Source organism: Pantoea vagans, assembly GCF_004792415.1.
GTDB classification, from domain to species: Bacteria; Pseudomonadota; Gammaproteobacteria; order Enterobacterales; family Enterobacteriaceae; genus Pantoea; species Pantoea vagans.
On the sequence record NZ_CP038853.1, the window covers coordinates 567582 to 592765 of the forward strand.

Annotated in this window: 25 protein-coding genes; 18 read left to right on the forward strand and 7 right to left on the reverse strand. The window is 55.7% G+C overall.

The genetic code is table 11. From position 1 onward, the window contains the following. The first annotated feature begins 92 nt into the window (after positions 1-92). Complete coding sequence (cysQ, locus tag EGO56_RS02800) at positions 93-836, forward strand: 3'(2'),5'-bisphosphate nucleotidase CysQ (protein ID WP_033734032.1); 744 nt, start codon at positions 93-95, stop codon at positions 834-836. A 66-nt stretch (positions 837-902) separates the two neighbouring features. Here cysQ and EGO56_RS02805 read toward each other — a convergent pair whose 3' ends face one another. Beyond that, the gene (locus tag EGO56_RS02805; protein WP_135907634.1) at positions 903-1460 is read right to left on the reverse strand and encodes a YtfJ family protein; all 558 of its coding nucleotides are present in this window, start codon (positions 1458-1460) and stop codon (positions 903-905) included. 315 nt (positions 1461-1775) lie between these two features. On the opposite strand from EGO56_RS02805, the gene EGO56_RS02810 reads away from it, so the two are divergent. Further along, positions 1776-1982: a DUF1107 domain-containing protein gene (locus EGO56_RS02810; protein ID WP_003855513.1), complete on the forward strand. Its 207-nt coding sequence runs from the start codon at positions 1776-1778 to the stop codon at positions 1980-1982. 81 nt (positions 1983-2063) lie between these two features. Here EGO56_RS02810 and paeA read toward each other — a convergent pair whose 3' ends face one another. After that, a complete protein-coding gene (gene paeA / locus EGO56_RS02815; protein WP_013359164.1) occupies positions 2064-3386 on the reverse strand; it encodes a polyamine export protein PaeA in 1323 nt (440 codons plus the stop codon). A 516-nt stretch (positions 3387-3902) separates the two neighbouring features. On the opposite strand from paeA, the gene tamA reads away from it, so the two are divergent. From tamA to EGO56_RS02830, 3 genes are read left to right on the forward strand one after another with little or no spacing between them, the layout of a single operon-like run. Then, positions 3903-5618, forward strand: a complete 1716-nt coding sequence (tamA, locus tag EGO56_RS02820) for an autotransporter assembly complex protein TamA (protein WP_185948879.1) — start codon at positions 3903-3905, stop codon at positions 5616-5618. Beyond that, positions 5615-9382 carry an autotransporter assembly complex protein TamB gene (gene tamB / locus EGO56_RS02825; protein ID WP_135907636.1) on the forward strand — a complete coding sequence of 1256 codons (3768 nt, stop codon included), beginning with the start codon at positions 5615-5617 and terminating at the stop codon, positions 9380-9382. The genes tamA and tamB overlap by 4 nt, the downstream gene beginning before the upstream one ends. 2 nt (positions 9383-9384) lie before the next feature. Next, the gene (locus tag EGO56_RS02830) at positions 9385-9738 is read left to right on the forward strand and encodes a gamma-glutamylcyclotransferase family protein (RefSeq protein ID WP_013359161.1); all 354 of its coding nucleotides are present in this window, start codon (positions 9385-9387) and stop codon (positions 9736-9738) included. A gap of 59 nt (positions 9739-9797) precedes the next feature. On the opposite strand, the gene ppa is transcribed toward EGO56_RS02830, so the two are convergent. From ppa to EGO56_RS02845, 3 genes are all read right to left on the reverse strand, one after another. Next, positions 9798-10328, reverse strand: coding sequence for an inorganic diphosphatase (gene ppa / locus EGO56_RS02835; RefSeq protein ID WP_003855519.1), 531 nt, complete (start codon positions 10326-10328; stop codon positions 9798-9800). A 100-nt stretch (positions 10329-10428) separates the two neighbouring features. Then, entirely contained in the window at positions 10429-10878 is a 450-nt protein-coding gene (locus EGO56_RS02840) for a DUF441 domain-containing protein (protein ID WP_135907637.1), read from the reverse strand. Positions 10879-10939: 61 nt separating this feature from the next. Then, positions 10940-11350, reverse strand: a complete 411-nt coding sequence (locus EGO56_RS02845; protein ID WP_135907638.1) for a lysozyme inhibitor LprI family protein — start codon at positions 11348-11350, stop codon at positions 10940-10942. A gap of 169 nt (positions 11351-11519) precedes the next feature. Here EGO56_RS02845 and EGO56_RS02850 point away from each other — a divergent pair, with 169 nt between their 5' ends. After that, positions 11520-13079 carry a methyl-accepting chemotaxis protein gene (locus EGO56_RS02850; RefSeq protein WP_135907639.1) on the forward strand — a complete coding sequence of 520 codons (1560 nt, stop codon included), beginning with the start codon at positions 11520-11522 and terminating at the stop codon, positions 13077-13079. Between the two features lie 50 nt (positions 13080-13129). Here EGO56_RS02850 and fbp read toward each other — a convergent pair whose 3' ends face one another. Further along, positions 13130-14137, reverse strand: coding sequence for a class 1 fructose-bisphosphatase (fbp, locus tag EGO56_RS02855; RefSeq protein WP_013359157.1), 1008 nt, complete (start codon positions 14135-14137; stop codon positions 13130-13132). 168 nt (positions 14138-14305) lie between these two features. Here fbp and mpl point away from each other — a divergent pair, with 168 nt between their 5' ends. After that, positions 14306-15658 carry a UDP-N-acetylmuramate:L-alanyl-gamma-D-glutamyl-meso-diaminopimelate ligase gene (gene mpl, locus EGO56_RS02860; protein ID WP_135907640.1) on the forward strand — a complete coding sequence of 451 codons (1353 nt, stop codon included), beginning with the start codon at positions 14306-14308 and terminating at the stop codon, positions 15656-15658. 352 nt (positions 15659-16010) lie between these two features. Further along, on the forward strand, positions 16011-16751 hold the full coding sequence (locus tag EGO56_RS02865) for an oligogalacturonate-specific porin KdgM family protein (protein ID WP_135907641.1): 741 nt from the start codon (positions 16011-16013) through the stop codon (positions 16749-16751). A gap of 38 nt (positions 16752-16789) precedes the next feature. On the opposite strand, the gene yjgA is transcribed toward EGO56_RS02865, so the two are convergent. Next, positions 16790-17335: a ribosome biogenesis factor YjgA gene (yjgA, locus tag EGO56_RS02870; protein ID WP_013359154.1), complete on the reverse strand. Its 546-nt coding sequence runs from the start codon at positions 17333-17335 to the stop codon at positions 16790-16792. A gap of 115 nt (positions 17336-17450) precedes the next feature. Here yjgA and pmbA point away from each other — a divergent pair, with 115 nt between their 5' ends. The 10 genes from pmbA to dagF all read left to right on the forward strand — a co-directional run bounded on the left by pmbA (position 17451) and on the right by dagF (position 25116). Further along, positions 17451-18791, forward strand: a complete 1341-nt coding sequence (gene pmbA, locus EGO56_RS02875) for a metalloprotease PmbA (protein WP_013359153.1) — start codon at positions 17451-17453, stop codon at positions 18789-18791. Between the two features lie 63 nt (positions 18792-18854). Then, the gene (gene cybC / locus EGO56_RS02880) at positions 18855-19241 is read left to right on the forward strand and encodes a cytochrome b562 (protein WP_033734013.1); all 387 of its coding nucleotides are present in this window, start codon (positions 18855-18857) and stop codon (positions 19239-19241) included. A 294-nt stretch (positions 19242-19535) separates the two neighbouring features. Beyond that, positions 19536-19871, forward strand: coding sequence for a glycine dehydrogenase (locus EGO56_RS02885; RefSeq protein ID WP_061063460.1), 336 nt, complete (start codon positions 19536-19538; stop codon positions 19869-19871). Between the two features lie 13 nt (positions 19872-19884). Then, the gene (locus EGO56_RS02890; RefSeq protein ID WP_010256477.1) at positions 19885-20241 is read left to right on the forward strand and encodes an SFCGS family glycine-rich protein; all 357 of its coding nucleotides are present in this window, start codon (positions 19885-19887) and stop codon (positions 20239-20241) included. 2 nt (positions 20242-20243) lie between these two features. After that, positions 20244-20543, forward strand: a complete 300-nt coding sequence (locus EGO56_RS02895) for a DUF4312 family protein (protein WP_013359149.1) — start codon at positions 20244-20246, stop codon at positions 20541-20543. A gap of 127 nt (positions 20544-20670) precedes the next feature. Next, a complete protein-coding gene (locus tag EGO56_RS02900) occupies positions 20671-21447 on the forward strand; it encodes a DUF4311 domain-containing protein (protein ID WP_008925780.1) in 777 nt (258 codons plus the stop codon). Between the two features lie 11 nt (positions 21448-21458). Next, on the forward strand, positions 21459-22100 hold the full coding sequence (locus tag EGO56_RS02905) for a DUF4310 family protein (RefSeq protein WP_010256482.1): 642 nt from the start codon (positions 21459-21461) through the stop codon (positions 22098-22100). Positions 22101-22143: 43 nt separating this feature from the next. Beyond that, positions 22144-23274: an amidohydrolase/deacetylase family metallohydrolase gene (locus EGO56_RS02910; protein ID WP_135907642.1), complete on the forward strand. Its 1131-nt coding sequence runs from the start codon at positions 22144-22146 to the stop codon at positions 23272-23274. After that, complete coding sequence (locus tag EGO56_RS02915) at positions 23258-24379, forward strand: DgaE family pyridoxal phosphate-dependent ammonia lyase (RefSeq protein WP_135907643.1); 1122 nt, start codon at positions 23258-23260, stop codon at positions 24377-24379. The genes EGO56_RS02910 and EGO56_RS02915 overlap by 17 nt, the downstream gene beginning before the upstream one ends. Further along, positions 24376-25116 (forward strand): 2-dehydro-3-deoxy-phosphogluconate aldolase, encoded by a 741-nt coding sequence (gene dagF, locus EGO56_RS02920; protein WP_135907644.1) that lies wholly within the window; start codon positions 24376-24378, stop codon positions 25114-25116. The genes EGO56_RS02915 and dagF overlap by 4 nt, the downstream gene beginning before the upstream one ends. Positions 25117-25184 lie beyond the last annotated feature (68 nt).

A 25184-nucleotide genomic window follows, 5' to 3' on the forward strand; every position in this document is an offset into this window, starting at 1 on the left:
TGCCTGCACATGAGCACCGCAGGCTGAACTGCTAAAATGTCACTAGCTGGGGTGAATCTATCCCGCAGCAGACAGACACAACGAGGTGAAAAATGTTAGAGCAAATCTGCCAACTGGCACGCGAAGCGGGCGACGCGATTATGCAGGTCTATAACGGTGCCGCGCCGCTTGACGTTTCTCACAAATCGGACGATTCACCGGTGACCGCTGCGGATATCGCGGCGCACAACGTTATCATGAAGGGCCTGAAGCAGTTATCGCCTGAGATCCCGGTGCTGTCAGAAGAAGATCCCCCAGCCTGGGAGGTGCGTCAGCACTGGCAGCGTTACTGGCTGGTCGATCCGCTGGATGGCACCAAAGAGTTCATCAAACGCAACGGCGAATTTACCGTCAATATTGCACTAATCGAAGCGGGCAAGCCGGTGATGGGCGTGGTTTATGCACCGGTGCTGGGCGTCATGTACGCCGCTGCAGACGGCAAAGCGTGGAAAGAAGAGGGCGGTCAGCGTGAACAGATTCATGCCCGTGACGCGCGTCCTCCGCTGGTCGTGGTGAGCCGCTCCCATGGCGATGACGCCGAGATGAAAGAGTACCTGAAACAGCTGGGTGAACATCAGACCGTCGCCACCGGCTCTTCTCTGAAATTCTGCCTGGTGGCGGAAGGTAAAGCCCAGCTCTATCCCCGTTTCGGGCCCACCAACATCTGGGATACCGGCGCGGGTCATGCCGTGGCGATGGCCGCTGGCGCCCATGTGCATGACTGGCAGGGTAAAACCCTGGACTACGCGCCGCGCGAATCCTTCCTTAATCCTGGCTTCCGCGTCTCCCTGTTTTAATGCTGTCTGAATTTGCAGGCTGATGAAATCCCGGCGGTTGCGCTGTGACCGCCGGGATTTCAGCAATTACTCTTTCAGCAGTGAGGCCAGCAGCGCCATCACCTTTGTCACTTCATCCTGCGTCAGCGATCCATCCTTCACAAATCTCACCTTGCCCTGTTTATCCAGCACCATAATGGCGGAACCGCCCGGCTGTAACTGCCAGGCATGCTGCACATTGCCCTTGCTGTCGATGACAAACTGCGACCATGGATATTGCTGCTTGTTGGTCTCAACGCTGCTACGCACAAACATGCCGGTGCCGGGAATGGCGTCATCGGTATTCACGATAGTGGTAGTCTGATAGCGATCGTGCGGCAGCTTCGCAGCTTTGATTGCCTCTATCAGTGCCGCATTCATCTCTTTAGCGGAGGAGCGGCCAGCAATATGCTGGACCACGCGAACTTTTCCACTGAGCTGCGCGCTATTCCAGTTTTTGTAGCTAAACTTCTCCTGCTTTAATAACAGTTCGCCTTTGTCATTAACCCCCACCGGGGGAACCCGCATATCCTTTCTGAGGTCATGGGCCATCACGCTTGCTGGTATCAGCAAAGACAACGCCGCCGCGGTCAGAATGTTTCGCATTGCTATTTCCTTAAGTGATCGGACCAGTCAGTCATTTTACTGCAATAGTAAGCAGGGATGATGCGCCTGTCATGGAAAGGTGTCAGGTTTGTTATGGACACCACAATTCCTTAACCAATGAAGGTTTATACTGTCTTGTATGACCCTGATAACAGAGTGTTCTGTAATGATGTGTCAATTCAGTAAAAAAATTCACTTTTCGGAACACCAGTCGATTTTAGTGTTCTATAGTTATCGCGAATTCGCGCTTCATGGGCTGGAACCAAATTTGGAAACGGCGAAGCGTGCTTTAAAAATGTACAGGAGTTAGTCAGTATGAAGATCTTCCAGCGCTATAATCCGCTACAAATAGCGAAATATGTAAAAACGCTGTTCAAAGGAAGGTTGTATATCAAGGACGTTGGCGCGTTCGAGTTCGATAAAGGGAAAGTCTTGATCCCGCGCGTCAAAGACAAACAGCATCTGAGCGTGATGTCAGAAATTAACCGCCAGGTCGTTCGTCTCAAGCTTGAGTTCAACTAATATCAAGGGCGCCGATGGCGCCCTTAGTGTCTGGCCCGTCAGACTATTTATTTCACAGTCTGAATCTGGCCCTCAGTCATTCTACTCTTCTTCGCTTTTCGTCATGCTCAGCACCGGCGGTCGTTCGTCGATGCGGGTAACCAGCAGCTGGTCGATGCGATAGCTATCAATATCCACCACCTCGAATTTGTAGCCAGCAAACTTCACAAAATCAGTACGCTTTGGAATCTTACGCAGCATATACATCATAAAGCCGCCGATGGTTTCGTAGTTGCCTGACTGCGGGAAATCATCAATGTCCAGCACGCGCATCACGTCATCAATCGGTGTACCGCCCTCAACCAGCCATGAATTTTCATCGCGCGCCACAATCTGCTCTTCCATGCCCTGGCCTACCAGGTCACCCATCAGCGTGGTCATCACGTCATTCAGAGTAATAATGCCCACGACCAGCGCATACTCGTTCATAATCACCGCGAAATCTTCGCCAGCGGTTTTAAAACTTTCCAGCGCTTCGGAGAGGGTCAGCGTGTCCGGCACAATCAGCGCAGAGCGAATCTGCAGGCCACTGTTCAGCGCCATACTCTGATTGCCCAGCACACGCAGCAGCAGCTCTTTAGAGTCGACATAACCGACGATATGATCGATATCACCGCTGCAGACCAGAAACTTAGAATGCGGATGTTCAGCGATTTTGGTCTTGAGGCTGGTCTCATCTTCATGCAGATCAAACCAGACGATATTCTCACGTGAGGTCATTGAAGAGGGAACGGTACGCGATTCCAGCTCAAACACGTTTTCAATCAGCTCATGCTCCTGCTTACGCAGCACGCCCGCCAGCGCACCCGCTTCAACAACGGCATAGATGTCGTCAGAGGTGATGTCATCTTTACGCACCATCGGCAGTTTGAAAATACGGAAGAAGACGTTGGCCAGGCCGTTAAACAGAAAGACCAGCGGACGCATCACCAGCAGGCAGAAACGCATTGGGTTGATGATGCGCAGCGCGATGGTCTCCGGTGCGACCATGCCAACCCGCTTCGGGGTTAAGTCAGCGAACAGGATAAAGAGGCTGGTGACGATGGTGAAGGAGCAGATAAAGCTGAGCTGCTCTGCCAGTTCCGGCGAGACAAAACGGTTAAACAGGCCGCTGAAAACCGGTGAAAAAGCCGCGTCGCCGACAATACCGCCCAGGATGGCGACGGCGTTAAGGCCAATCTGCACCACGGTGAAGAACATGCCCGGCGTTTCCTGCATTTTAAGGACACGCTGCGCATTAACATTGCCTTCATCGGCGAGCAGTTTCAGTTTGATCTTACGGGCGGCCGCCAGCGATATCTCTGACAGAGAAAAAAAGGCACTGATTACGATCAGCAACAGAATGACAAGCAAGCTATCTAACATATGAGATCCAAAGGGTTATCCACTTGTCATTTTTGGCCTGGGCAGCGTGGGTAAGCGCAAACAGAGTTGGTTTATCCGTGAATCACAGCTATCCGTGCCAAAAATGTCTGCGCCTGTTCGACAGGAAAAAGATGTCGGGGCAGAAATGAAAACAGGCGGAATGCCTGTGGTGGCAGATTATAGCAGGAGCGCTCATTGTGCCGCCAGAGGGCAAACCGCCGCATCACACCGCATCTGCGTCCTGAGCGGCCGGTTATTGACTCGGATTTATCTGAGTGAGTCATCCGGAATTGATCATTCCACCCCTCAGGAGTTGTATCGCGATACCCATTTACCGACAATACCCTGTTATTTGACTTAGATGTCAGCGTTGCGCCGCCGTTTACCATAAAGTGCGGCTATGATGAGGGTGTTGCCGTTGCGGTAGTGCGGGCAAAGATGATTAATAAGTGCCCCGCGGAAAAGGGGCCGGCATGATTAACAGGAGTACAGGTGCCACGATTTTATGTTTATTGCATGGCTGGCCTGCTGCTTGCCGCGCCCGCCCTTGAGGCGGCGACAGTGCGATTACAGGTAGACGGCTTAACCGGGGATCTTCAGAGAAATGTCAGGGCGCGCCTGTCGACCATCGGCAGCGATGAGGTCTCTAACGATGGTCGTTTTCGCGCGCGTGTCTCTGTTGCGATAAAAGAGGGGCTGCGCGCACTCGGTTATTATGAACCTACTATCGATTTTGAATCCCGCCCCGCGCCTGCGCAGGGTGGACGTCCGGTTTTAGTGGCCCATGTCACCCCAGGCGAACCGGTAAAAATCGGCGGCAGCACTATCGTGGTCGAAGGCGATGCGCGGAACGACGCCGATTATAAAGCCTGGGTGAAGCAGGGACGGCCCAAAGTGGGCACGCAGCTTAACCACGGCCAGTATGACCGATTCAAAAGCGGCTTCTCAAATCTTGCGCTGCGTAACGGCTATTTCGACGGCACCTTTAAAAAAAGCCAGCTCGGCGTCTCGGTGGAACGGCGTGAAGCCTTCTGGGATATTGATTACGACAGCGGCGAGCGCTATCGCTTTGGCGACGTCACGTTCCAGGGTTCGCAGATTCGCGAAGAGTACCTGCAGAACCTGGTACCGTTCAAAGAGGGGGATTACTACAGCTCCCGCGATTTAGCCGAGCTGAATCGGCGTCTCTCCGCCACCGGCTGGTTTAATTCGGTGGTGGTTGCGCCGGAGTTCAGCAAGGGACGCCAGACCAAAGTCCTGCCGCTGAATGCCGTGATGTCGCCCCGCACCGAAAACACTATTGAAACCGGTGTCGGCTACTCCACTGATGTCGGTCCGCGCCTGAAAGGCACCTGGAAAAAACCGTGGATCAATGACAGCGGCCACAGTCTGGCGGCCAGCGCCTACGTTTCTGCGCCGGAACAGCAGGTCGATCTCAGCTACAAAGTGCCGCTGCTGAAAAGCCCGCTGGAGCAGTACTACACCTTCTCTGGCGGCCTGAAGCGCACTGACCTCAACGACACTAAAGCCGACACCACGACGCTGGCGATGTCGCGCAACTGGGACAGCAGCAGCGGCTGGCAGAAGGCAGTTAACCTGCGCTGGAGCCTGGACCACTTTACGCAGGGCAGCGTGACCAACACTACGATGCTGCTCTATCCCGGCGTCAGCGTAAACCGCACCCGTTCGCGGGGCGGTCTGATGCCGACCTGGGGCGATTCACAGCGCTACTCGGTGGACGTCTCGGATACGACCTGGGGTTCAGACGTTGACTTCCTGATCCTGCAGGCGCAGAACGTCTGGATCCGCACGCTGGGCGACAGCCATCGTTTTGTGGCGCGCGGCAATCTTGGCTGGATCGAAACCAACGACTTTGACAAAGTGCCGCCGGATCTGCGCTTCTTTGCCGGGGGCGACCGCAGTATTCGCGGCTACAAATACAAAAACATTTCGCCGCGTGATGACGACGGCAAACTCACCGGTGCATCCAAACTCGCCACCGGATCGCTGGAATATCAGTACAACGTCACCGGAAAATGGTGGGGCGCGGTGTTCGTTGACTCGGGTGAAGCCGTTAACGACATCAAACAGAGCAATATCAAAACCGGTGCGGGCGTCGGCGTGCGCTGGTCTTCGCCGGTTGGCCCCATCAAATTTGATATCGCCAGACCCATCGGGGATGACGAGGCACATGGATTACAATTCTACGTAGGGCTGGGGCCAGAACTATGAAGCTGTGGAAAAAGGTCCTGATCGGTATTCTGATCTTTCTGGTACTGCTGTTGGGCGGCGTGGCATTTTTAATTGGTACCACGCCGGGGCTGCATTTAGTGCTGAAGGGGGCATCGCGCTGGGTGCCCGGCCTGTCCATCAGGCAGGTCGAGGGCGGCTGGCGTAACCTGACGCTCAACGGTCTGCGTTTTGAGATGCCAGGCGTCAGCGTCGATGCCGGGCAAATCCATCTGGCGGTGGATCTCAACTGCCTGCTGCACTCCTCCGTCTGCGTTAACGATGTTTCCCTGCGTGATATCAGCGTGGTCGTCGACAGCAAGAAGATGACACCTGCTGCGCCAGCGCCGGAAGAGGAGAGTGGCAACACCAACCTCAGTACGCCGTACCCGATTACGCTGCGTCACCTTGGCCTGCACAACATCAATGTCAAAGTGGATGACACGGCGATCTCGCTGCTCGACTTCACTACTGGCCTGCAATGGCAGGATCGCGCGCTCACGCTGAATCCGACCCGTATTCAAAGCCTGCTGATTGCGCTGCCGAAAGCGGCGAAAGTCGTGAATGAAGAGGTGGTGGAGCCGAAGGTTCAGCAGCCTCACCCTGCGGAGAAACCGCTGGGTGAAACGCTGCAGGCGATGTTTGCCCAACCGCTGCTGCCTGCGCTGCCCGATTTCCGTCTGCCGCTGGATATTGAGGTGCAGCAGATTCTGGGTGAGCAGCTGCGCATTACCGGCGACACCGATATCTCCGTCAGCCGGTTACTGCTGAAAGCTAAAACCGCCGATCGTCAGATGCAACTGACGACGCTGGAAGTCGACTCGAATCTTGGCAACCTCAACGGCAGCGGACAGGCGACGCTGGCGGATAACTGGCCGGTCGATTTCACCCTGAACGGCACGGTTAACACCGACCCGATCAAAGGCGAAAAGCTGGCGCTGAAACTGAATGGTGCAATGCGCGACGAGCTGAAGCTGGGACTGAATCTTTCCGGTCCGGTGAAAGCACAGCTGGATGCGACCACTCAACTGGCCGTGGCGGGACTGCCGCTGTCGCTGCAGCTGACCAGTCCGCAGCTGCGCTGGCCGTTAACCGGCCCGGTACAGTATCAGGCGGATAACCTGGACTATCAGTTCAAAGGCAAAGCCACCGACTATGTGATGTCACTGCAGACCGCCGTGAAGGGCGAGTCGGTACCACCAGCCAATATCTCGCTGACGGGTAAAGGCAATGTTGAGCAGTTCAGCCTGGATCGCCTGCGCGTGGCTGCATTGCAGGGCAATATTGACCTCACCGCGCTGGTGGACTGGAGCAAGGCGATCAGCTGGCGCAGTGAGCTGACGCTGGCCGGGATCAACACCGCAAAACAGTATCCTGACTGGCCAGCGCGGCTGGATGGAAAAATCACCACCCGCGGCAGTCTCTATGGCGGCAGCTGGCAGCTGAGTGTGCCGCAGCTTCAGCTGAAAGGAAATGTGAAGCAGAACGCCGTGACCGCTGACGGCTCACTGACCGGTAACAGCTACAACCAGTGGACGGTGCCGGGCATTAAGCTGGCGCTGGGACGCAACCATCTGGATGTCAAAGGGGCGCTGGGCGACAGTCTGGATCTTGATGCCAGCATCGACGCGCCACAGCTCGACAATGCGCTGCCCGGTCTGGGCGGTGTCGTCAACGGCACTATCAAAGCGCGTGGCACCCTGAAAGCTCCGCAGCTGCTGGCCGATCTCAATGCCCGTGGTCTGCGCTGGCAGCAGATGCAGATTAATCGCGTTACGCTGAATGGCGATGTACGCTCCGGCGAACAGGTGGCGGGCAAACTGCAACTGCGCGTCGAGCAACTGAAGCAGGATGCGCTGAACATCAGCCTGCTGACGCTGAATGCGGACGGCAACGAGCGTCAGCATCAGCTGAAGCTGAATGTGCAGGGCAAACCGGTCTCTGGCCAGCTGGCGCTGAATGGCAGCTTCGATCGCCAGACCGAACGCTGGAGAGGCTCGCTGAACGATACCCATTTTGATACGCCTGTCGGCGAGTGGCGTCTGACCCGCGCGATGGCCATCGACTATCTCAACAGCCGCCAGACGGCGACCATCGGGCCGCACTGCTGGCAGAATCCGAATGCACAGATTTGTGTACCAGAGCCGGTAGAAGCCGGGCCGGCAGGCAAGGCGCATGTCGTGCTGAATCGCTTTGACCTGGCGATGGTGAAGCCGTTTATGCCGGATGCGACCCAGCTCAGCGGCCTGTTCAGCGGTGATGTGCGCGTCAACTGGACGGCCGACGGCGCGCTGCCGACCGGCACCGTGGCGCTGAAAGGCAACGGCGTGAAAGTGGTGCAGGATGTGCAGGGCAATAACCTGCCGATCGCCTTTGATACGCTGAACCTCAATGCCGCGCTGCAAAACGGACGCGCTAAGCTCGACTGGCTGATCCGCATCGCCAATAACGGGCAGCTGGATGGCAATGTGCAGATCGACGATCCGCAAAACCGCCGCACGCTGGGCGGTAACGTTAACATCCGCAATATCTCGCTGGCGATGATCAATCCGGCGCTGATGCAGGGCGAGAAGATCAAAGGCAGCCTGAACAGCAGCCTGCGTCTGGGTGGCAGCATCCAGCAGCCGCAGGTGTTTGGTCAGCTTGGTCTGACGGGTGTCGATGTGGATGGCAACTTTATGCCGGTCGATCTCACAGCCGCTAACCTGAATCTGGTGTTCAACGGCATGAGCTCCACCCTGAACGGGCTGGTGCAGACCGCGCAGGGCAACATTAACCTCAGCGGTAATGCCGACTGGAGCCAGCTCGATAACTGGCGTGCGCGCATTGCGGCGCAGGGCAGCCGGGTTCGCGTGACCGTGCCACCGATGGTGCGCATGGATGTCTCGCCGGATCTGGTGTTTGAAGCGACGCCAGCCGCCTTTAACCTTGATGGCCGGGTCGACATTCCGTGGGCGCGCATCACGGTGCAGGAAGTGCCGGAAAGCGCCACCGGCGTTTCGTCGGATGAGGTGATGCTGGATAAACAGCTGAAGCCAATTGCACCGCAAACCACCGCGATCCCGATTAACAGTAATCTGGTGATCCACGTCGGTAACGATGTGCGGCTCTCGGCATTTGGCCTGAAAGCGAAACTGAATGGCGATCTTAAACTGGTACAGGATAGGACAGGGCTTGGTCTGAATGGCCAGATCAACATTCCGTCCGGTCGCTTCCACGCTTATGGTCAGGATCTGATCGTCCGTAAAGGCGAGCTGCAGTTTGCCGGTCCGCCGGATCAGCCTTACGTCAATCTGGAAGCTATCCGTAACCCGGATGCGACTGAAGATGGCGTCACCGCCGGTCTGCGCGTCACCGGCCTTGCCGATGAGCCGAAAGCGGAAGTCTTCTCCGATCCGGCGATGTCGCAGCAGGAAGCGCTTTCCTATCTGCTGCGCGGTCAGGGATTAGGCAGTGACGGTGACAGTAACGCCCTTACTTCGGCCCTTGTTGGCTTAGGGGTTGCACAAAGTGGGCAGGTTGTGGGTAAAATCGGGGAGACATTCGGTGTCAGTAATCTGGCCGTTGATACTGCGGGTGTTGGCGACAGCCAGCAGGTGCAGGTCAGTGGCTATGTACTACCGGGTCTGCAGGTAAAATACGGTGTTGGCATATTTGATTCACTGGCGACGTTAACCTTGCGTTACCGCCTGATGCCTAAGCTCTATCTGGAAGCCGTATCCGGTGTGGATCAGGCTCTCGATTTGCTCTATCAGTTTGAGTTTTAGCAATGCGAATAATTGTCTACGGCAGTTTACGGCGCAAACAGGGAAACAGTCACTGGATGACGAATGCGCAGTGGCTGGGTGATCACCAGATTGAAGGCTTTGAGCTTTACAGTCTGGGGCATTATCCCGGCGTCATAGAGGGCAATGGAGCGGTACAGTGTGAAGTGTACCGCATTGATGCCTCAACCCTTGCGGAGCTGGATGCGCTTCGCACCAAAGGGGGAGAGTACAAACGTTATCTGACTCAGACGCCGTTTGGCAGTGCATGGCTTTATGTCTATCAACGCTCAGTGGCAGGACGCCAGCGCATTATGAGTGGTGACTGGCTGAAGCGCGATGAGGAGCCAGAGGCCTGAACAAAAACACCGTCCAGTTGGACGGTGTTTTTTTTTCAACTCACAAACCGGCAGCAGAATTACTTCTTCTGTGCGCGCTCGTAAGAGGAGATGATTTCGGCTTTAGCGGCTTCGGCGTTATCCCAGCCATCCACTTTCACCCATTTGCCTTTTTCCAGATCTTTGTAGTGCTCAAAGAAGTGGGTGATCTGTGCACGCAGCAGTTCTGGCAGGTCGTTCACATCTTTAATGTGATCGTACTCTTTAGACAGTTTGGTGTGCGGAACGGCAACCAGTTTGGCATCTTCGCCAGACTCGTCGGTCATTTTCAGCACGCCAACCGGACGGCAGCGGATCACTGAGCCCGGGACCAGTGGATACGGGGTCGGAACCAGTACGTCAACCGGATCACCATCCAGAGAAAGGGTATGGTTGATGTAGCCGTAGTTGCACGGATAGAACATGGCGGTAGACATGAAACGGTCTACAAACAGGGCACCAGACTCTTTATCAACTTCATATTTGATCGGATCAGCATTCGCTGGGATCTCAATGACAACGTAGATATCTTCTGGCAGGTCTTTACCTGCTGGCACCTGGTTCAAACTCATCTGGCATTCCTTCAGTAGTCGTATGTTGAGTGTCGGCTATTATAGCCAACTGACTCTGAAAGTATGCCCTCTTTTTGGCGTTTCGGAATGCGCCCAAACGCTACTTCGCCGCCACAAACAGCGAAACAATGCCTGCGGCAATCAGTGGTCCTACCGGCACGCCGCGGAAGAACGCTACGCCAATCACCGTACCAATCAGCAGCCCCCCGATGACCGACGGCTGCATGCTCATAAAATTCACGCCGCGACCGCCCAGCCAGGCGACAAAAATCCCCACCACAATCGCCACAATCGACTTCCAGTTGGCAAACGATTTAAGCAACTCAGAGGCGGGCAGTGAGCCGCTGGCCAGCGGCGCCATCACTGCGACGGTCAGAATAATGATCCCTAAGGTAATACCCTGTTTTTCTACATAGGGGAAAAATTGCGCCAGCGGGGTAATTTTAATCGCCAGCAGCACCAGAATAGAGATAGTGACCGCGTTGTTGTGAACGAAATAGCTCAGTACGGCAAGGGCAATCAGAATCAATGTCGAGGCGTAAGCAGCCATGGTTTCTCCCTGAAGGTTAACAGCGCACTGACGTCAGCCAGCGCAAAAAGCGGGTTATGGGTCAGCAGTCATCGGGATTGGCACAACTGCCTTTACCGAGGGACTGCAACATCAATGCCTGATTGCGTACCAGGCTCAGGCCCTGGGCACTCAGCGCTACGCTGCCCAGCGTTCCCTGCGTCGCCAGCTGACTGCGGCTCGCCTCAAGCCAGCTGTCGCGGTACCTCAGCCAGGCGCGCTGTGCAATACGCAGTCTGTTTTTAGCGTCGCCGTTCAGAGTCTTCATCAGTGTGTTGTACTGCTGATTCATCTGCTGATCCCAGATCGTTGTGGCCGCAGCATAGCACTGGTTCATCTCAAGGGTCGCAGAGGCGTCATTGAGGCAGCGATCCAGTGCGGCGTCTGAAGGCAAATCCTTCGCTATCGTTGCCGTACTGGCGAACAGCAGCATCAGAAGTAATCCCGATTTCATTCTTTTCTCCGGATAGCGGGCAGGCGGCGATCAGATTGAGCGATGTTTCCGTGATGATCAAGTTGTTAACTCTAATCAGGGTTAAAGTTTCGCCCCGTTACTGCCGATACCTCTTCCGTTTTAGGGCCGCTGGAAATTTCGCCTTTTCTCTTACACGGAAATCATCAGGATGAAACAGATATCACTTCGCACGGGGTTGCTGGCATTGCTGGCATTTATGACACTGCTGCTGTTGGCGGTGAGTTTTATGGGTATCGTGGCAATTAATAAAGGGAATCGCTCGCTGGATGTAATCAATCGCATTCAGGGGATCGAGCTGAACAGTCTTTACCAGAGTAATTCAGATCTGATGCGGGCCCGCGCGAATGCGGCGCTGGCGGTACGTAAAATTGAAATTGGTATGCTGGAAGAGGGCGCGGCAGTCACAAAACTGTCGCAGGCAGATGTGGTGTCATCACAGCAAAACCTGAAACGCTTTGTGGATGCCGGAACGGTGACGGCGCACGGGAAAATGCTGGCGGATGCGATTTCAGCCAGTTACAAAGCCTATCTCGACCAGGGCATCAAACCGATGATGGACGCGCTGGACAAGCAATACACTGACGAATATTACCAGCTGCTGGAAGGCAACCTGGCGACGCTGGCGGCAAGCTACAACAAAGCTGTCACAGACTTCAGCCAGTTCGCCGGACAGGTCACCGAAGCCCAGCTCGCACAGGCGGCCTACAACGAAACCAAAATGAAAATCCTGATCGCTGTGGCAGGCGTATTAACGCTGCTGCTGCTGGTGCTCGCCTGGCAACTGCTGCGCCGGATGCTCCTGCAGCCGCTTAATCTGGCAATTGTCCATCTTGAGCAGATCGCGGCAGGCGACCTGTCGCAGGCGCTGCCACCGTCCAGCAACAACGAGCTGGGGCGGCTCAATCATGCACTGAGCGGGATGCAGCAGTCACTTCGCACCTCGGTGAGTCAGGTGCGTGAAGCGAGTATGCAGATCGACATCGGCAGCCGTGAACTGGCGGCGGGTAACGTCAATCTGTCGCAGCGCACCGAAGAGTCTGCCGCTTCGCTGGAGCAGACGGCGGCCAGCATGGAGCAGCTCACGGCAACCGTGCGCCTTAACGCCAGCAATGCTCAACAGGCGCATCAGCTGGCTAACGCGGTCTCTGATACCGCCGATCGCGGCGCTGAAGTGGTCTGCTACGTAATGGAAAAAATGCATGAGATCACCGATAGCGCCAATCGTATCGGCGACATTCTCAGCGTAATTGACGGCATCGCCTTCCAGACCAACATTCTGGCGCTTAACGCCGCCGTCGAAGCGGCGCGAGCAGGCGAGCAGGGGCGTGGCTTTGCAGTTGTCGCAAATGAAGTGCGCACGCTGGCGCAGCGCAGCGCTAACGCAGCCAAAGAGATCCGCACCCTAATCAGTGATTCACAGTCGCGGGTCAAAGAGGGTACGGAGATGGCGACGCGCGCCGGGGAAACCATGGATGAGATTTCTGGCGAAGTGATGCGCGTAACGGCATTGATGAAAGAGATCTCGATGGCCTCCGACGAGCAGAGCCGTGGCATTGAGCAGGTCAATCTGGCGGTCACGCAGATGGATGCAACAGCGCAGCAGAACGCAGCGCTGGTAGAGCAGGCTACCGCCGCGACCCAGTCGCTGGAAGCGCAGTCCAGTCAGCTTCAGGCAACGATGGCGCAGTTCAGGTTGCAGACGGCGTAAAAGCAAAAAGGGCGCGAAATCGCGCCCTTTTAATTTATACCACGACCAGATTAACCCTGACGGCAATCCGGGAACTCGGCCAGGAAACGCTCAACGTCGTTTACCATCGCCTCATTACCGCAGTAGAACGGGCAGCGCTGATGCAGCGTGACCGGTGGAATATCCAGAATACGCTTCTGACCGTCGCTGGCTTTACCGCCCGCCTGCTCGGCCAGGAAGGCCATCGGGTTGCACTCATAAAGCAGACGCAGCTTGCCCTGAGGATGGCTGGCGGTGCTTGGGTAGAGGTAGATCCCGCCTTTCAGCAGGTTACGATGGAAATCCGCGACCAGCGATCCGATGTAACGTGAGGTGTAAGGACGGTGCGTTGGCAGATCCTCTTCCTGACAAAACTTCAGATATTTCTTCACACCCTGCGGGAAACGAATGTAGTTACCTTCGTTAATCGAGTAGGTGTAACCGGTTGGTGGATAGGTCATACGTTCGTGGCTGAGGCAGAACACACCCAGTGACGGATCGTAAGTAAACGCATGCACGCCTGCACCGGTGGTGTAAACCATCATTGTGGATGAGCCGTAGACCACGTAACCGGCAGCAACCTGTTTGTTGCCTGGCTGCATGAAGTCCGCTTCAACCACTGGCGTACCCGGCTCGCTGACGCGATGATAAATAGAGAAAATGGTGCCGACGGAAACGTTAACGTCGATGTTAGAAGAACCATCCAGTGGATCCATTAACACCACGTACTTACCGTTTTCCTCACCTTCAAAGATAACGAACTCGTCTTCTTCCTCAGAAGCGATACCGGCGACGATGCCACGTGCTTTCAGTGCTGCCTTCAGTTTTTCGTTGGCAAACAGATCCAGTTTCATCTGCTGTTCACCCTGAACATTTTCCACACCACTGGCACCGAGAATATCCACTAAACCGGCTTTATTGATGTCGCGGTGGATAATTTTGGCACCCAGCTTGATAGCTGAAATCAGCGCCGTCAGTTCACCTGTGGCGTGCGGAAAGTCGTGCTGCTTCTCGACGATAAATTCGCCCAACGTTTTCATAACACATTCCCTGAATCTTCGATGGAGTGGCAGCACGCGTAACAGTCTGCCAACGGATGCGTACGCAGTTTAGCCGATTGAACTTCAAAAACCATAGTCCTAATCCGTTTCTTCCGTCTGCGAGCGGCGTTACACTGTGCGCCGAACTTTTGAGTAATGGATCATGTTATGCGCATTCACATCCTCGGGATTTGTGGCACTTTTATGGGTGGTCTGGCGGTGCTGGCTCGTTCACTGGGTCATCAGGTGACCGGTTCAGACGCCAACGTTTACCCGCCAATGAGTACACTGCTCGAACAGCAAGGCATTGAATTAACGGAAGGTTATGACGCCAGTCAGCTTGATCCGGTGCCTGACTTAGTCATTATCGGCAATGCGATGACGCGAGGTAATCCTTGTGTGGAAGCGGTGCTGGAACGCAACATTCCCTACCTCTCTGGCCCTCAGTGGCTGCACGATTTCGTGCTGCGCGATCGCTGGGTGCTGGCCGTGGCCGGAACCCACGGTAAAACCACCACAGCCGGCATGGCAGCGTGGATTCTTGAGGCCTGCGGCCTTGAACCCGGCTTCATTATTGGTGGTGTGCCTGGAAACTTCGATGTCTCGGCAAAATTAGGAAAAAGTCCATTCTTCGTGATTGAAGCGGATGAGTACGACTGCGCGTTTTTTGATAAGCGTTCCAAGTTTGTCCATTACTCTCCACGAACCCTGATCCTCAACAACCTTGAGTTTGATCACGCCGATATCTTTGACGATCTGCGGGCGATCCAGAAACAGTTCCACCATCTGGTGCGGATCGTGCCGGGCCAGGGCAAGATCCTGCTGCCGGAACATGATCCTAACCTCAAACAGGTGATGGCGATGGGCTGCTGGAGCGAGCAGGAGAGCGTTGGTGAGCACGGGCGCTGGCAGGCGAAGAAGCTGACCAACGATGCGTCTCACTGGGAAATCTGGCTCGACGGCGAGAAAGTCGGGGAAGTGAACTGGGCGCTGGTGGGCGAACACAACATGCATAACGGCCTGATGGCGATTGCTGCCGCGCGGCATGTAGGTGTGAAGCCGGAAGATGCCGGCCTGGCGCTGAACACCTTTATCAATGCACGTCGCCGGCTGGAGCTGCGTGGCGAAGTGAATAACATCAAAGTCTATGATGACTTCGCTCACCATCCGACGGCCATTCTGGCGACACTGGCTGCCCTGCGCAGCAAAGTGGGTGGCAGAGCACGCATCCTTGCCGTGCTGGAGCCTCGCTCCAATACGATGAAGATGGGCGTCAGCAAAAACGACCTGGCACCGTCGCTGGCGCGTGCGGATGAGGTCTTCCTGTTCCAGCCGCACCATATTCCGTGGCAGGTTTCAGATGTAGCAGAAGCGTGCATTCCGCCTGCGCACTGGAGCGCGGATATCGATACCCTGGTAGAAATGGTGGCCAAAGCCGCTCAGCCGGGCGACACGATTCTGGTGATGAGCAACGGCGGATTTGGCGGCATTCATCAGAAGCTGCTGGACAGGCTGGCCTGAAAATCAGGCGCCCGTTTCGGGCGCTTTTTTTTAAAGCGTTATTGCCATTAATATTATTTCCTGAATAAATCCCGCATAGTTTGAATCCGATCTGCTCACTCTTCCTTCAGTTGCCATATTTTCTATATTAGTGTCTGAAACAGAAAGGCCACACCTGCCGGTTATTTTTAGCATCGTCTCTGCTGTAGCTGAGAAATAAATAATAATCAGAGGGATTCAGGTTAAAGAAACAATTAACAGGTTTTCTTCATGTGGCATCTTATATTAATACAGGTTTTAAATATAAGTTAAATTTGGGTTAAATGAATTTGGATAATTCATTGCCCTTATTACTGAGAATAAGGACATTTTTATGGGAAAAAGTACAACACGATCATTAGCTCTGGGCGTCACACTGTTATGCACTTCCGCGGCAGCGCTGGCAACGGCTACGGTGGATTACCGGCACGAGTACCGTCTTCGCGACCGCACGCACTATGACAAGCTGGGGCTGAGTACCACACTGCCGGATAATATGTTTCTTGGCGTTGAAACCAAATTTAAAACCGGTGGCGCAGATCCAAAAGATAAATATTATAACGACACCGTGTTAAATGTGGTGGAAGTCACCTTTCTGAAGTCCTATTACTGGGGGAACTGGACGCTGTCGCCTTTTATTCAGCCGGAATTTAACTCCTCGCGCACCGAATGGAAGTTTGGTGTGGCACCCTGGTATAAAATTAATGACCGCTGGTCTGTTGGCGGATTATATCGCCTTGAACTGACCGATTATGCCCATGACGATCAATGCCGCACCGGGGGTATTGATTATTGCGATACTGACCGGCATCGCACGGCTAACCGTTTTGATCTCTATCTGCGGAATAAAACCGATCGCCTCACCACCACTTATAAGCTGGTGTATAAGCACGCGGATGCGAAACTGTTTGCTAATAAGCATGATGACTATGAACAGGAGTTACAGTTCGATTATGCGCTTGGCAACGATCGCGTCTGGGTGCCTTACGTCACCTTTGGCGATATCGGACGTTCTGCTACATCGAGCGAACGCCAGTTGCGGCTGCGCACCGGTATTCTCTATATCTATCGGTAAGTGCTGCCGGGAGGCGGGCGAGACTGCCCGCCATGGCATTACTGCGCTTCGGCCAGCTCGCGCAGATACTGGAAAATCTGACGGGCAGACTTCGGCGGCTTGTTGCCCGCTTTCTCTTTCTGCGCATTACGGATCATACTGCGTAACTGCTGACGATCGGCATCGGGATAAAGCGCAATCACGTCGCTCATCGCCTCATCACCTTGCTCAATCAGACGATCGCGCAGCATTTCCAGTTTATGGAACAGCGCAACCTGCTGGTTGTGGCGATTCTTGAGCTTATCCAGCGCAATGCGGATAGGCTCCACATCAATGCTGCGCAGCAGTTTACCGATCAGCTGCAGCTGACGGCGGCGACCCTCTTTCTTGATGCGCTGTGCCAGTTCGATCTCGGTGCGCAGGCGCTCATCCAGCGGGATTTTATCCAGCGAGTTTTTACCCAGATCAACCAGTTCGGCTCCCAGGCGCTTTAACTCTTCTGCATCGCGTTTAATTTCACTCTTACTGACCCAGATAATCTCTTCATCTTCTTCTTCGTCATTATCTGGCACATCGTCGAGCCACTCATCGGGCTGTCTGGTCATTTCCGGGCTCCCAAAAAAAAGAGGCTAATCCTACCAGTATATCGGGTGACTGCGAAATTGTTCTCTGACTCTGATAGACTCAAATCATTCACACATAAGATTAGACGGCAGGTCGATGAACGTATCTACTCAGGTTGCAGAACAGCGAAAAGTACTGGAGCAGGCCATTGCGCAGGCACTTGAACTGGCTAAAGCAAGCACTGACAGCGCGGAAGTGGCTGTCAGTAAGACCACCGGCATCGGGGTCAGCACCCGTTATGGCGAAGTGGAAAACGTTGAATTTAACAGCGACGGTGCGCTGGGCATCACCGTTTATCATCAGAATCGTAAAGGCAGTGCCTCATCGACCGACCTCAGCCCGGATGCGATCAAACGTACCGTGCAGGCCGCGATTGATATTGCCCGCTATACCTCGCCCGATCCGTTTGCCGGTCTGGCCGACGCAGAGCTGCTGGCCTATGATGCGCCGGATCTGGATCTTTACCATCCGTGGGAAATTGACGCTGACCGCGCCATTGAACTGGCCGCGCAGGCGGAGCAGGCGTCGCTGCGTGCCGACAAGCGAATTACCAACACCGAAGGCGGCAGTTTCAACAGCCACGTCGGCATTAAAGTCTTTGGCAACAGCCACGGAATGTTGCAGAGCTACTGCTCAAGCCGCCATTCGCTCTCCAGCTGCGTCATCGCTGAGCAGGATGGCAACATGGAGCGCGACTACGCCTATACCATTGGCCGTGCATTTGAAGATTTGAAAAGCCCGGAGTGGGTAGGAGCCGAGTGCGCGCGCCGTACGCTATCCCGTCTGGCCCCGCGTAAACTGCCGACCATGAAAGCCCCGGTAATTTTTGCCGCTGAAGTGGCGACCGGCTTGTTTGGTCATCTGGTTGGTGCGATCAGCGGCAGCAGCGTTTACCGTAAATCGACCTTCCTGCTGGATTCAATGGGTCAGCAGATTCTGCCGGAGTGGCTCACCATCAGTGAACAGCCACACCTGCTGAAAGGGCTCGCCTCTACGCCGTTCGACAGCGAAGGGGTGCGGACTCAGGCGCGCGACATCATTAAAGATGGCGTATTGCAGACCTGGCTGCTGACCAGCTATTCCGCCCGTAAACTGGGTCTGACCAGCACCGGTCATGCTGGTGGTATTCATAACTGGCGCATTGCGGGTCAGGGCCACAGCTTTGACGACCTGCTGAAGCAGATGGGAACCGGATTAGTTGTGACCGAGCTGATGGGCCAGGGCGTCAGCGCCATTACCGGTGACTACTCACGCGGTGCAGCCGGTTTCTGGGTTGAGAATGGCGTCATTCAGTACCCGGTCAGCGAAGTCACCATTGCCGGCAATCTTAAAGAGATGTGGCACAACATGGTGACCATCGGTGACGATATTGAAACCCGCAGTAATATCCAGTGCGGTTCCGTGTTACTGCCTGAGATGAAAATAGCGGGACAATAAAGATGAATTCCTGAAGCAGCCGGTTGGCTGCTTTTTTTTCATCACAATAAAAAGGAAGTAATGATGCGTAAGCATGTGATTGCAATGTTGTCGGCTTCTCTGTTGTTCTCCAGCGTCAGCCTCTATGCGGCAGATCTGGAGCAGGATATGGACACGCTCAATGCGAATCTGAAAATCGTTAAGAAAACGGACAGTGCGCAGGAGATGCAGCAGGCGTTAACCAAAATGCGAACTGCGGCGCAGGATGCCAAAAAGTCGACGCCCGATAAGCTGGAAGGTCAGCCTGCTGACAGTGCGCAGATCAAAGACTACCACGCGGGCCTCGACTCACTTATCGCACAGATTGACGTGGTCAGCGCGCTGGCGAAAGCCAACAACGTGGACGGCGCAAAGCGCGAAGCCGCTAAATTTGATGACATCCGTAATACCAACCATAAGAAATTCCGCTAATCCGACCGCCGGTCAGCCTGACCGGCGGTTTTTACCATCACTTCTGCTTATCACCGCACCGTAAACCACCGCCCGGCAGTCTGATCGCCGCACAACATCACCGCTTTGCGAGGCTAACGCCATCACTTGGCGCATTTTGCGACGCATATCGCACTAAGCGTGCAGCCTGCGATCTGACGCACAACCTTCACTTCAATTTCCACTTACTGCTGGAAATGTTGCCTCTCCACAGCCGGGGTGATGACCGTTAATTTATTTCTAACGCGAATTATCCGGTTTAACAGGAGTAGCAAGGTGAGCAATAACGGCGTCCCGGTGTATGAAGCGCCACCGGAGAAAGTGCAACAGCTGGCTGACAGCGTGATGACGCAGATTGCGGCGATCTATCAGCAGCATGGCATTCAGCCCAATGCGGTCCAGCAGCAGATGCTGCAATCGCATGTCGGGGCCATGGCGTCACGCTCGCTGAGCGGGGAGCCGCTGCCGGAAGTGGAAGCGGAGCTGTTTGAGGATATTCCGCCTGAAACGGTCGCGCTGGCGCAGCAGGTCGTCGACCTGTTCGGCAATCTCCCCCGCGAAGAGGCCTGGCTGCTGTCAGTGCATATTGAAGTCGCGCGATCAAATAACTGAAGAGGAACACACCATGGTAACAGTAGTGATTGGCGATCGTTTAGGTAAGGGCCAGAAAGTGGCGGCGGGCATCGAGAAAGCGGGTGGCCGTGCTGTCGTGGTGCCAGGCGTGGCCGCTGACATGAAGCTGGGTGACGTGATGAAGGCAGAAAACGCCGATTTCGGCATCTCGTTCTGCGGCAGCGGCGGCGCGGGTGCTATCACCGCGCAGAACAAATATGGCTACAAAGCCAAACATGGCATGCGTTCTGTTGACGAAGGCGTCACCGCCATCAACGAAGGCGCCACCGTGCTGGGCTTCGGCTTTATGGATAAAGAAGAGTTAGGCGAGCGGCTGGTGCAGGCCTGGAACAAGAAGCACGGCAGCTGATTATGAAAGAACACTACGTTACCCAGGTGACGGTTGAGGGCAAAGGCGACACCAAAGCGAAAGCCTTTGCCGATGCCCTGAGTCGTGTGCAGAACCAGGTTCTGCGCGCGACGCAAAAAATTCTGCTGCGCATCGAACCTCAGGATGTCCGGGTGCTGCGCGCGCAGGAGAGCGTCAGAACCGAGAAGTTTCTCTTTTTCTTTCTGGCGCGCCAACGGCGGAGCTTCAGCGTGACGCTGGAGATCACCGTCAGCGTCACCGTTTTCGACACCGAGCAGGTGACGTTCACGGCGGCATCATAAAACAGAACCTGTTTACATCAGCCCGCCGTTTGCCCATTCCACTGCTGTAGCGATAGCGCGGCGGTCAGGCCGGGGCGATGCGGCGGCGCAGATAGGGCGGGTAAAAACGACAACAAGGTACAACAACATGTTTTTAATCATTTTGTTTAAGTCGTTGATCATTGGGGGCCTGGTAGGCGTCGGCGTTGGCGCGGGGGCTGCACGTATGTTCCACGCGCCCACCACCCAGGGCATGGGGGCGTTTCGTACGCTGGGCGAGCTGAACTCGTGTGAAGGCGATCCGGCCTCCCACTTCTCCTTTGGTCTTGGCTTCTTTTTCAATGCCTGGGCATCGTCTGTCGCAGCCGGTTCATTCACGCAGGATGTGGACCATCGCATCATTCCAAACTGGGGTGCGGCTGCCCTGATGGTGAAGAATCGTAATGTGGCGGAGACGCTGCACGATCCGAAAAAAATGGCTATCGCCTGCGGCATCATCGGCATGATCGTGGTCGCCTTCCTCAACTCTACCGCCTCTGCTGTGCCGGCTGCGCTGCAGGTGACGGCGGTCAAAGTGCTGGTGCCCGCCGCTAACCTGCTGGTGAATACCGTCATGCCGGTCATCTTCTGGCTGGCGGCGATCGATGCAGGCAAAAAATCAGGCTTCTGGGCCACCATTTTTGGCGGTCTGGCGCAGCTGATCATGGGCAACGCCGTACCAGGTCTGGTGCTGGGGATCCTGATCGGTAAAGGCGTGGAAGAGAGCGGCTGGAACCGGGTCACCAAAGTAATGATGACCGCCATTGTGCTGCTGTTTGTGCTGAGCGGCTTCTTCCGCGGTTTCGACATGAAACTGCTGCAGTCCTTCCAGCTCGGCATTCCAGGCTGGCTCGACATGATCCACAACTCAGTCAGCGGCAAATAAGAGGCGATGCGATGAACGAAAATAAAGGCTTCTGGTACGCCGACTGGTCTTTCCCGATCTTTGTTGGCCTGCTCTCGTCGGGCGTTTTCGCCGGGACGCACATGTATTACCTCTATGGCATTGGCGCGTTTAACGAAGTGGCGTTTGTCTCGATGCTGCGCGCAGGGATGGAGACCGGCGTCTACGGCGCGGTCGCCGCCTTTGGTGCCAGCTTCCTGTTTGCCCGCATTATCGAAGGCTCGCTGGTGGGCATTCTCGATATCGGCGGCGCGATCCAGACCGGGGTCGGGCTGGGTGTGCCGGCACTGCTGCTGGGGGCGGGCATCGTCTTCCCCGTGGCGAACTTCGCAGCTTCGCTGGCTACGGGCCTGGTGATTGGTGTGGCGATTGGCTACCTGATTATTCTGGCGCGTAAATTCACCATCAATCAGAGCGACTCCACCTACGGCGCAGACGTGATGATGGGTGCAGGTAATGCTTCAGGCCGCTTTCTGGGGCCGCTGATCATCCTGTCCGCTATGGCGGCCTCCATTCCGATTGGTCTGGGCTCGCTGCTGGGTGCGCTGCTGTTCTATCTCTGGAACAAGCCGATTACCGGCGGTGCCATCCTCGGCGCGATGATCCTGGGTGCGCTGTTCCCGATTGCTCTCTGATCTCACCGGCGGCCCGGCAGCGGGCTGCCGTTAAGGAGAAAACATGTACGACTTGATTATCCGCAATGCGCGCCTCAGCGATGAGCAGGTGGTCGATATTGCGTTGCAGGATGGCCGCATTGCTGCCATCGGCAAGGTGCAGGGCAGCGCACCGCGTGAGCGCGATCTGGCGGGCCGCTACTACCTCAGCGCGGGCTGGATCGACTCCCACGTTCACTGCTATCCCAAATCACCCATTTATCATGATGAAGCGGACGCGATCGGTGTGGCGCATGGCGTCACCACAGTGGTTGATGCGGGCAGCACCGGCGCAGAACACATTGATGACTTCTACCAGCTAACGCGCGCGGCGCAGACCCAGGTCTATGCGCTGATCAATATCGCCCGTACCGGCATCGTCACTCAGAATGAGCTGGCCGATATGACGCAGATCGATGGCGAGGCGGTGCAGCAGGCCGTGGTGCGACTGCCCGATTTTATTGTCGGCCTCAAGGCGCGTATCAGCAGCAGCGTGGTCGGTCAGAACGGCGTCCAGCCGCTGATAAAAGCTAAGGCAATTCAGCAGGAGAGCGGTGGTCTGCCGCTGATGGTTCACATTGGCAATAATCCACCCAATCTCGACCAGATTGCGGATCTGCTCACCACGGGCGATATCATCACGCACTGCTTTAATGGCAAACCCAACCGCATCCTGACGCCGCAGGGTGAACTCAAAGCGGCGGTCAGACATGCTATCGCGCGCGGCGTAAAACTCGATGTCGGCCACGGCAGCGCCAGCTTCAGCTTCGAGGTCGCCCGCGTGGCGATTGCGCAGGGCATTCTGCCCGACACCATCAGCTCTGACATCTACTGCCGTAATCGCCTGGCCGGGCCGGTTCACAGCCTGGCGCACGTGATGTCGAAATTCTTCAGCGTCGGCATGACGCTGCCGCAGGTGATCGACTGTGTGACGGTCAATGCGGCCGCAGGACTGCGCCTGCTGCGCAAGGGCCAGCTGAAAGTCGGCTACGACGCCGACCTGACTGTTTTTAGCGTCAAAGAGGAAACCCGGCCCTTTATCGATTCAGAAGGTGAACAGGTAACCGGTGAGAAGCATCTGGTTCCGCTGGCGGCCGTGGTCGCTGGTACGTGGATCGCGACAGAAGAAGGAATAGCGCATGACCTCGGTATATGAAAAGTATGGCCTGAAGCCGGTAATTAACGCCTCTGGCCGTATGACGATCCTCGGCGTCTCTACACCGTCGAGTGACGTGATCGATACGGTGAAGTACGGCCTCGACCACTACTTCGAAATGAAAGATCTGGTGGATAAGACCGGTGCTTATATCGCCGGACTGCTGAAGGTGGAGAACGCGCTGGTGGTCTCCTGCGCCTCCGCAGGCATCGCCCAGTGCGTGGCGGCGGTGATAGTGAAAGACAATGACTGGCTGGTGGATAACCTGCACGCCGCACCACTGACCATCCCGCACCAGATTGTGGTGCCGAAAGGGCACAACGTGAACTATGGCGCCCCGGTCGGCAGCATGGTGGCGCTGGGTGGCGGGCAACTGGTGGAAGCGGGTTACAGCAACGAGTGTTCACCCGCTCAGCTGGCGGCGGCGATCACGCCGCAGACCGCAGCAATCCTCTATGTGAAATCGCATCACTGCGTGCAGAAGAGCCATCTCGATGTAGCGCAGGCCGCGGCGGTTGCGCGTGAGCATGGTGTGCCGCTAATCGTTGATGCGGCAGCGGAAGAGGATCTGCAGTGTTACTACCAGGCGGGCGCCGATCTGGTGATCTACAGCGGCGCAAAAGCGATTGAAGGGCCGACCAGCGGGCTGGTCATTGGCAGGCATCAATACGTTGAGTGGGTCAAACGCCAGACCAACGGCATTGGCCGCGCGATGAAGGTAGGCAAAGAGGGGATTCTGGGGCTGACTCAGGCTATCGAAAATTATCTGACGCAGCCAAAAATCAGCGGCGCGCAGATGGTGGAAAAAATGACGCCGTTTATTGAGCAGCTCAATGGCCTGCATGGCGTGACGGCTCGCATCGTATGGGATGCCGCCGGACGTGATATCGCCCGGGCTGAGATCGCTTTTGACGAAGCTGCGATCCAGCAGCGCACCGGCGATCTGGTGCAGGCGCTGAAAAAGGGCGACGTCGCGATCTACTTCCGTGGCTACAAAGCTAACGAGGGGATCATTGAAGCAGACGTGCGCAGCGTCAGCGCCGATCAACTGAACACTATTTTCACCCGCATTCAGGTACTGTTAAACGGAGAGAAACACGCATGACGCTGACCCCCAACTTTTATCAGGATCGCATCTGTCTTAACGTCCTGGCGGGATCAAAAGAGAACGCCCGCGCCATCTGGCAGGCAGCAGAAGGGCACGTACTGGTCGGCGTGCTGTCAAAAAACTACGCCAGCAATGACGCCGCTATCGCTGATATGCGCGAGTATGCTGCGCTGATCGATAATGCGCTGTCGGTGGGGCTGGGTGCGGGCGATCCTGAACAGTCACAGATGGTGAGTGAGATCTCCGCGGTGCTGCAACCGCAGCATGTGAACCAGGTGTTTACCGGCGTCGCCACCAGTCGTGCGCTGCTGGGCCAGTCACAGACGATAGTGAACGGTCTGATCTCGCCCACCGGCACGCCGGGTCAGGTAAAAATCTCAACCGGACCGCGCAGCTCAACGCAGCGCGACGGGATCGTGCCTATCGAAACGGCGATTGCGATGCTGCAGGATATGGGCGGCAGCTCGGTGAAATATTTCCCGATGGGCGGTCTGCAGGCGGTGGATGAGTACCGCGCTGTGGCGGAAGCCTGTGCAAAACTCGATTTCTGGCTGGAGCCTACGGGCGGTATCGATCTGGAGAATTTCGGCGAGATCGTGCGCATTGCGCTGGAGTCCGGCGTCAGCAAAGTGATCCCGCACGTCTACAGTTCGATCATCGACAAAGCCAGCGGAGAGACCCGCATTGACGATGTGAAGCAGCTACTGGCCATCTGTAAAACGCTGCTGGCGTAGAGATCGATACGATCAGCCTGCAGCAGGCCGATCGCGCAACATGGACGTTGTGTGACGATCGCCGTAGG

Excerpts from the sequence above, each read along its gene's own strand:
- EGO56_RS02915 (WP_135907643.1), top strand. The coding sequence starts at position 23,258 with ATGACCTCGGTATATGAAAAGTATGGCCTGAAGCCGGTAATTAACGCC.
- paeA (WP_013359164.1), bottom strand. The coding sequence starts at position 3,386 with ATGTTAGATAGCTTGCTTGTCATTCTGTTGCTGATCGTAATCAGTGCC.
- cybC (WP_033734013.1), top strand. The coding sequence starts at position 18,855 with ATGCGTAAGCATGTGATTGCAATGTTGTCGGCTTCTCTGTTGTTCTCC.
- EGO56_RS02890 (WP_010256477.1), top strand. The coding sequence starts at position 19,885 with ATGGTAACAGTAGTGATTGGCGATCGTTTAGGTAAGGGCCAGAAAGTG.
- EGO56_RS02845 (WP_135907638.1), bottom strand. The coding sequence starts at position 11,350 with ATGAAATCGGGATTACTTCTGATGCTGCTGTTCGCCAGTACGGCAACG.
- pmbA (WP_013359153.1), top strand. The coding sequence starts at position 17,451 with ATGAACGTATCTACTCAGGTTGCAGAACAGCGAAAAGTACTGGAGCAG.
- EGO56_RS02840 (WP_135907637.1), bottom strand. The coding sequence starts at position 10,878 with ATGGCTGCTTACGCCTCGACATTGATTCTGATTGCCCTTGCCGTACTG.
- EGO56_RS02900 (WP_008925780.1), top strand. The coding sequence starts at position 20,671 with ATGTTTTTAATCATTTTGTTTAAGTCGTTGATCATTGGGGGCCTGGTA.
- yjgA (WP_013359154.1), bottom strand. The coding sequence starts at position 17,335 with ATGACCAGACAGCCCGATGAGTGGCTCGACGATGTGCCAGATAATGAC.
- EGO56_RS02850 (WP_135907639.1), top strand. The coding sequence starts at position 11,520 with ATGAAACAGATATCACTTCGCACGGGGTTGCTGGCATTGCTGGCATTT.
- EGO56_RS02805 (WP_135907634.1), bottom strand. The coding sequence starts at position 1,460 with ATGCGAAACATTCTGACCGCGGCGGCGTTGTCTTTGCTGATACCAGCA.
- fbp (WP_013359157.1), bottom strand. The coding sequence starts at position 14,137 with ATGAAAACGTTGGGCGAATTTATCGTCGAGAAGCAGCACGACTTTCCG.
- ppa (WP_003855519.1), bottom strand. The coding sequence starts at position 10,328 with ATGAGTTTGAACCAGGTGCCAGCAGGTAAAGACCTGCCAGAAGATATC.
- EGO56_RS02910 (WP_135907642.1), top strand. The coding sequence starts at position 22,144 with ATGTACGACTTGATTATCCGCAATGCGCGCCTCAGCGATGAGCAGGTG.
- EGO56_RS02905 (WP_010256482.1), top strand. The coding sequence starts at position 21,459 with ATGAACGAAAATAAAGGCTTCTGGTACGCCGACTGGTCTTTCCCGATC.
- EGO56_RS02830 (WP_013359161.1), top strand. The coding sequence starts at position 9,385 with ATGCGAATAATTGTCTACGGCAGTTTACGGCGCAAACAGGGAAACAGT.
- EGO56_RS02810 (WP_003855513.1), top strand. The coding sequence starts at position 1,776 with ATGAAGATCTTCCAGCGCTATAATCCGCTACAAATAGCGAAATATGTA.
- cysQ (WP_033734032.1), top strand. The coding sequence starts at position 93 with ATGTTAGAGCAAATCTGCCAACTGGCACGCGAAGCGGGCGACGCGATT.
- EGO56_RS02895 (WP_013359149.1), top strand. The coding sequence starts at position 20,244 with ATGAAAGAACACTACGTTACCCAGGTGACGGTTGAGGGCAAAGGCGAC.
- EGO56_RS02865 (WP_135907641.1), top strand. The coding sequence starts at position 16,011 with ATGGGAAAAAGTACAACACGATCATTAGCTCTGGGCGTCACACTGTTA.
- tamA (WP_185948879.1), top strand. The coding sequence starts at position 3,903 with ATGGCTGGCCTGCTGCTTGCCGCGCCCGCCCTTGAGGCGGCGACAGTG.
- mpl (WP_135907640.1), top strand. The coding sequence starts at position 14,306 with ATGCGCATTCACATCCTCGGGATTTGTGGCACTTTTATGGGTGGTCTG.
- dagF (WP_135907644.1), top strand. The coding sequence starts at position 24,376 with ATGACGCTGACCCCCAACTTTTATCAGGATCGCATCTGTCTTAACGTC.
- tamB (WP_135907636.1), top strand. The coding sequence starts at position 5,615 with ATGAAGCTGTGGAAAAAGGTCCTGATCGGTATTCTGATCTTTCTGGTA.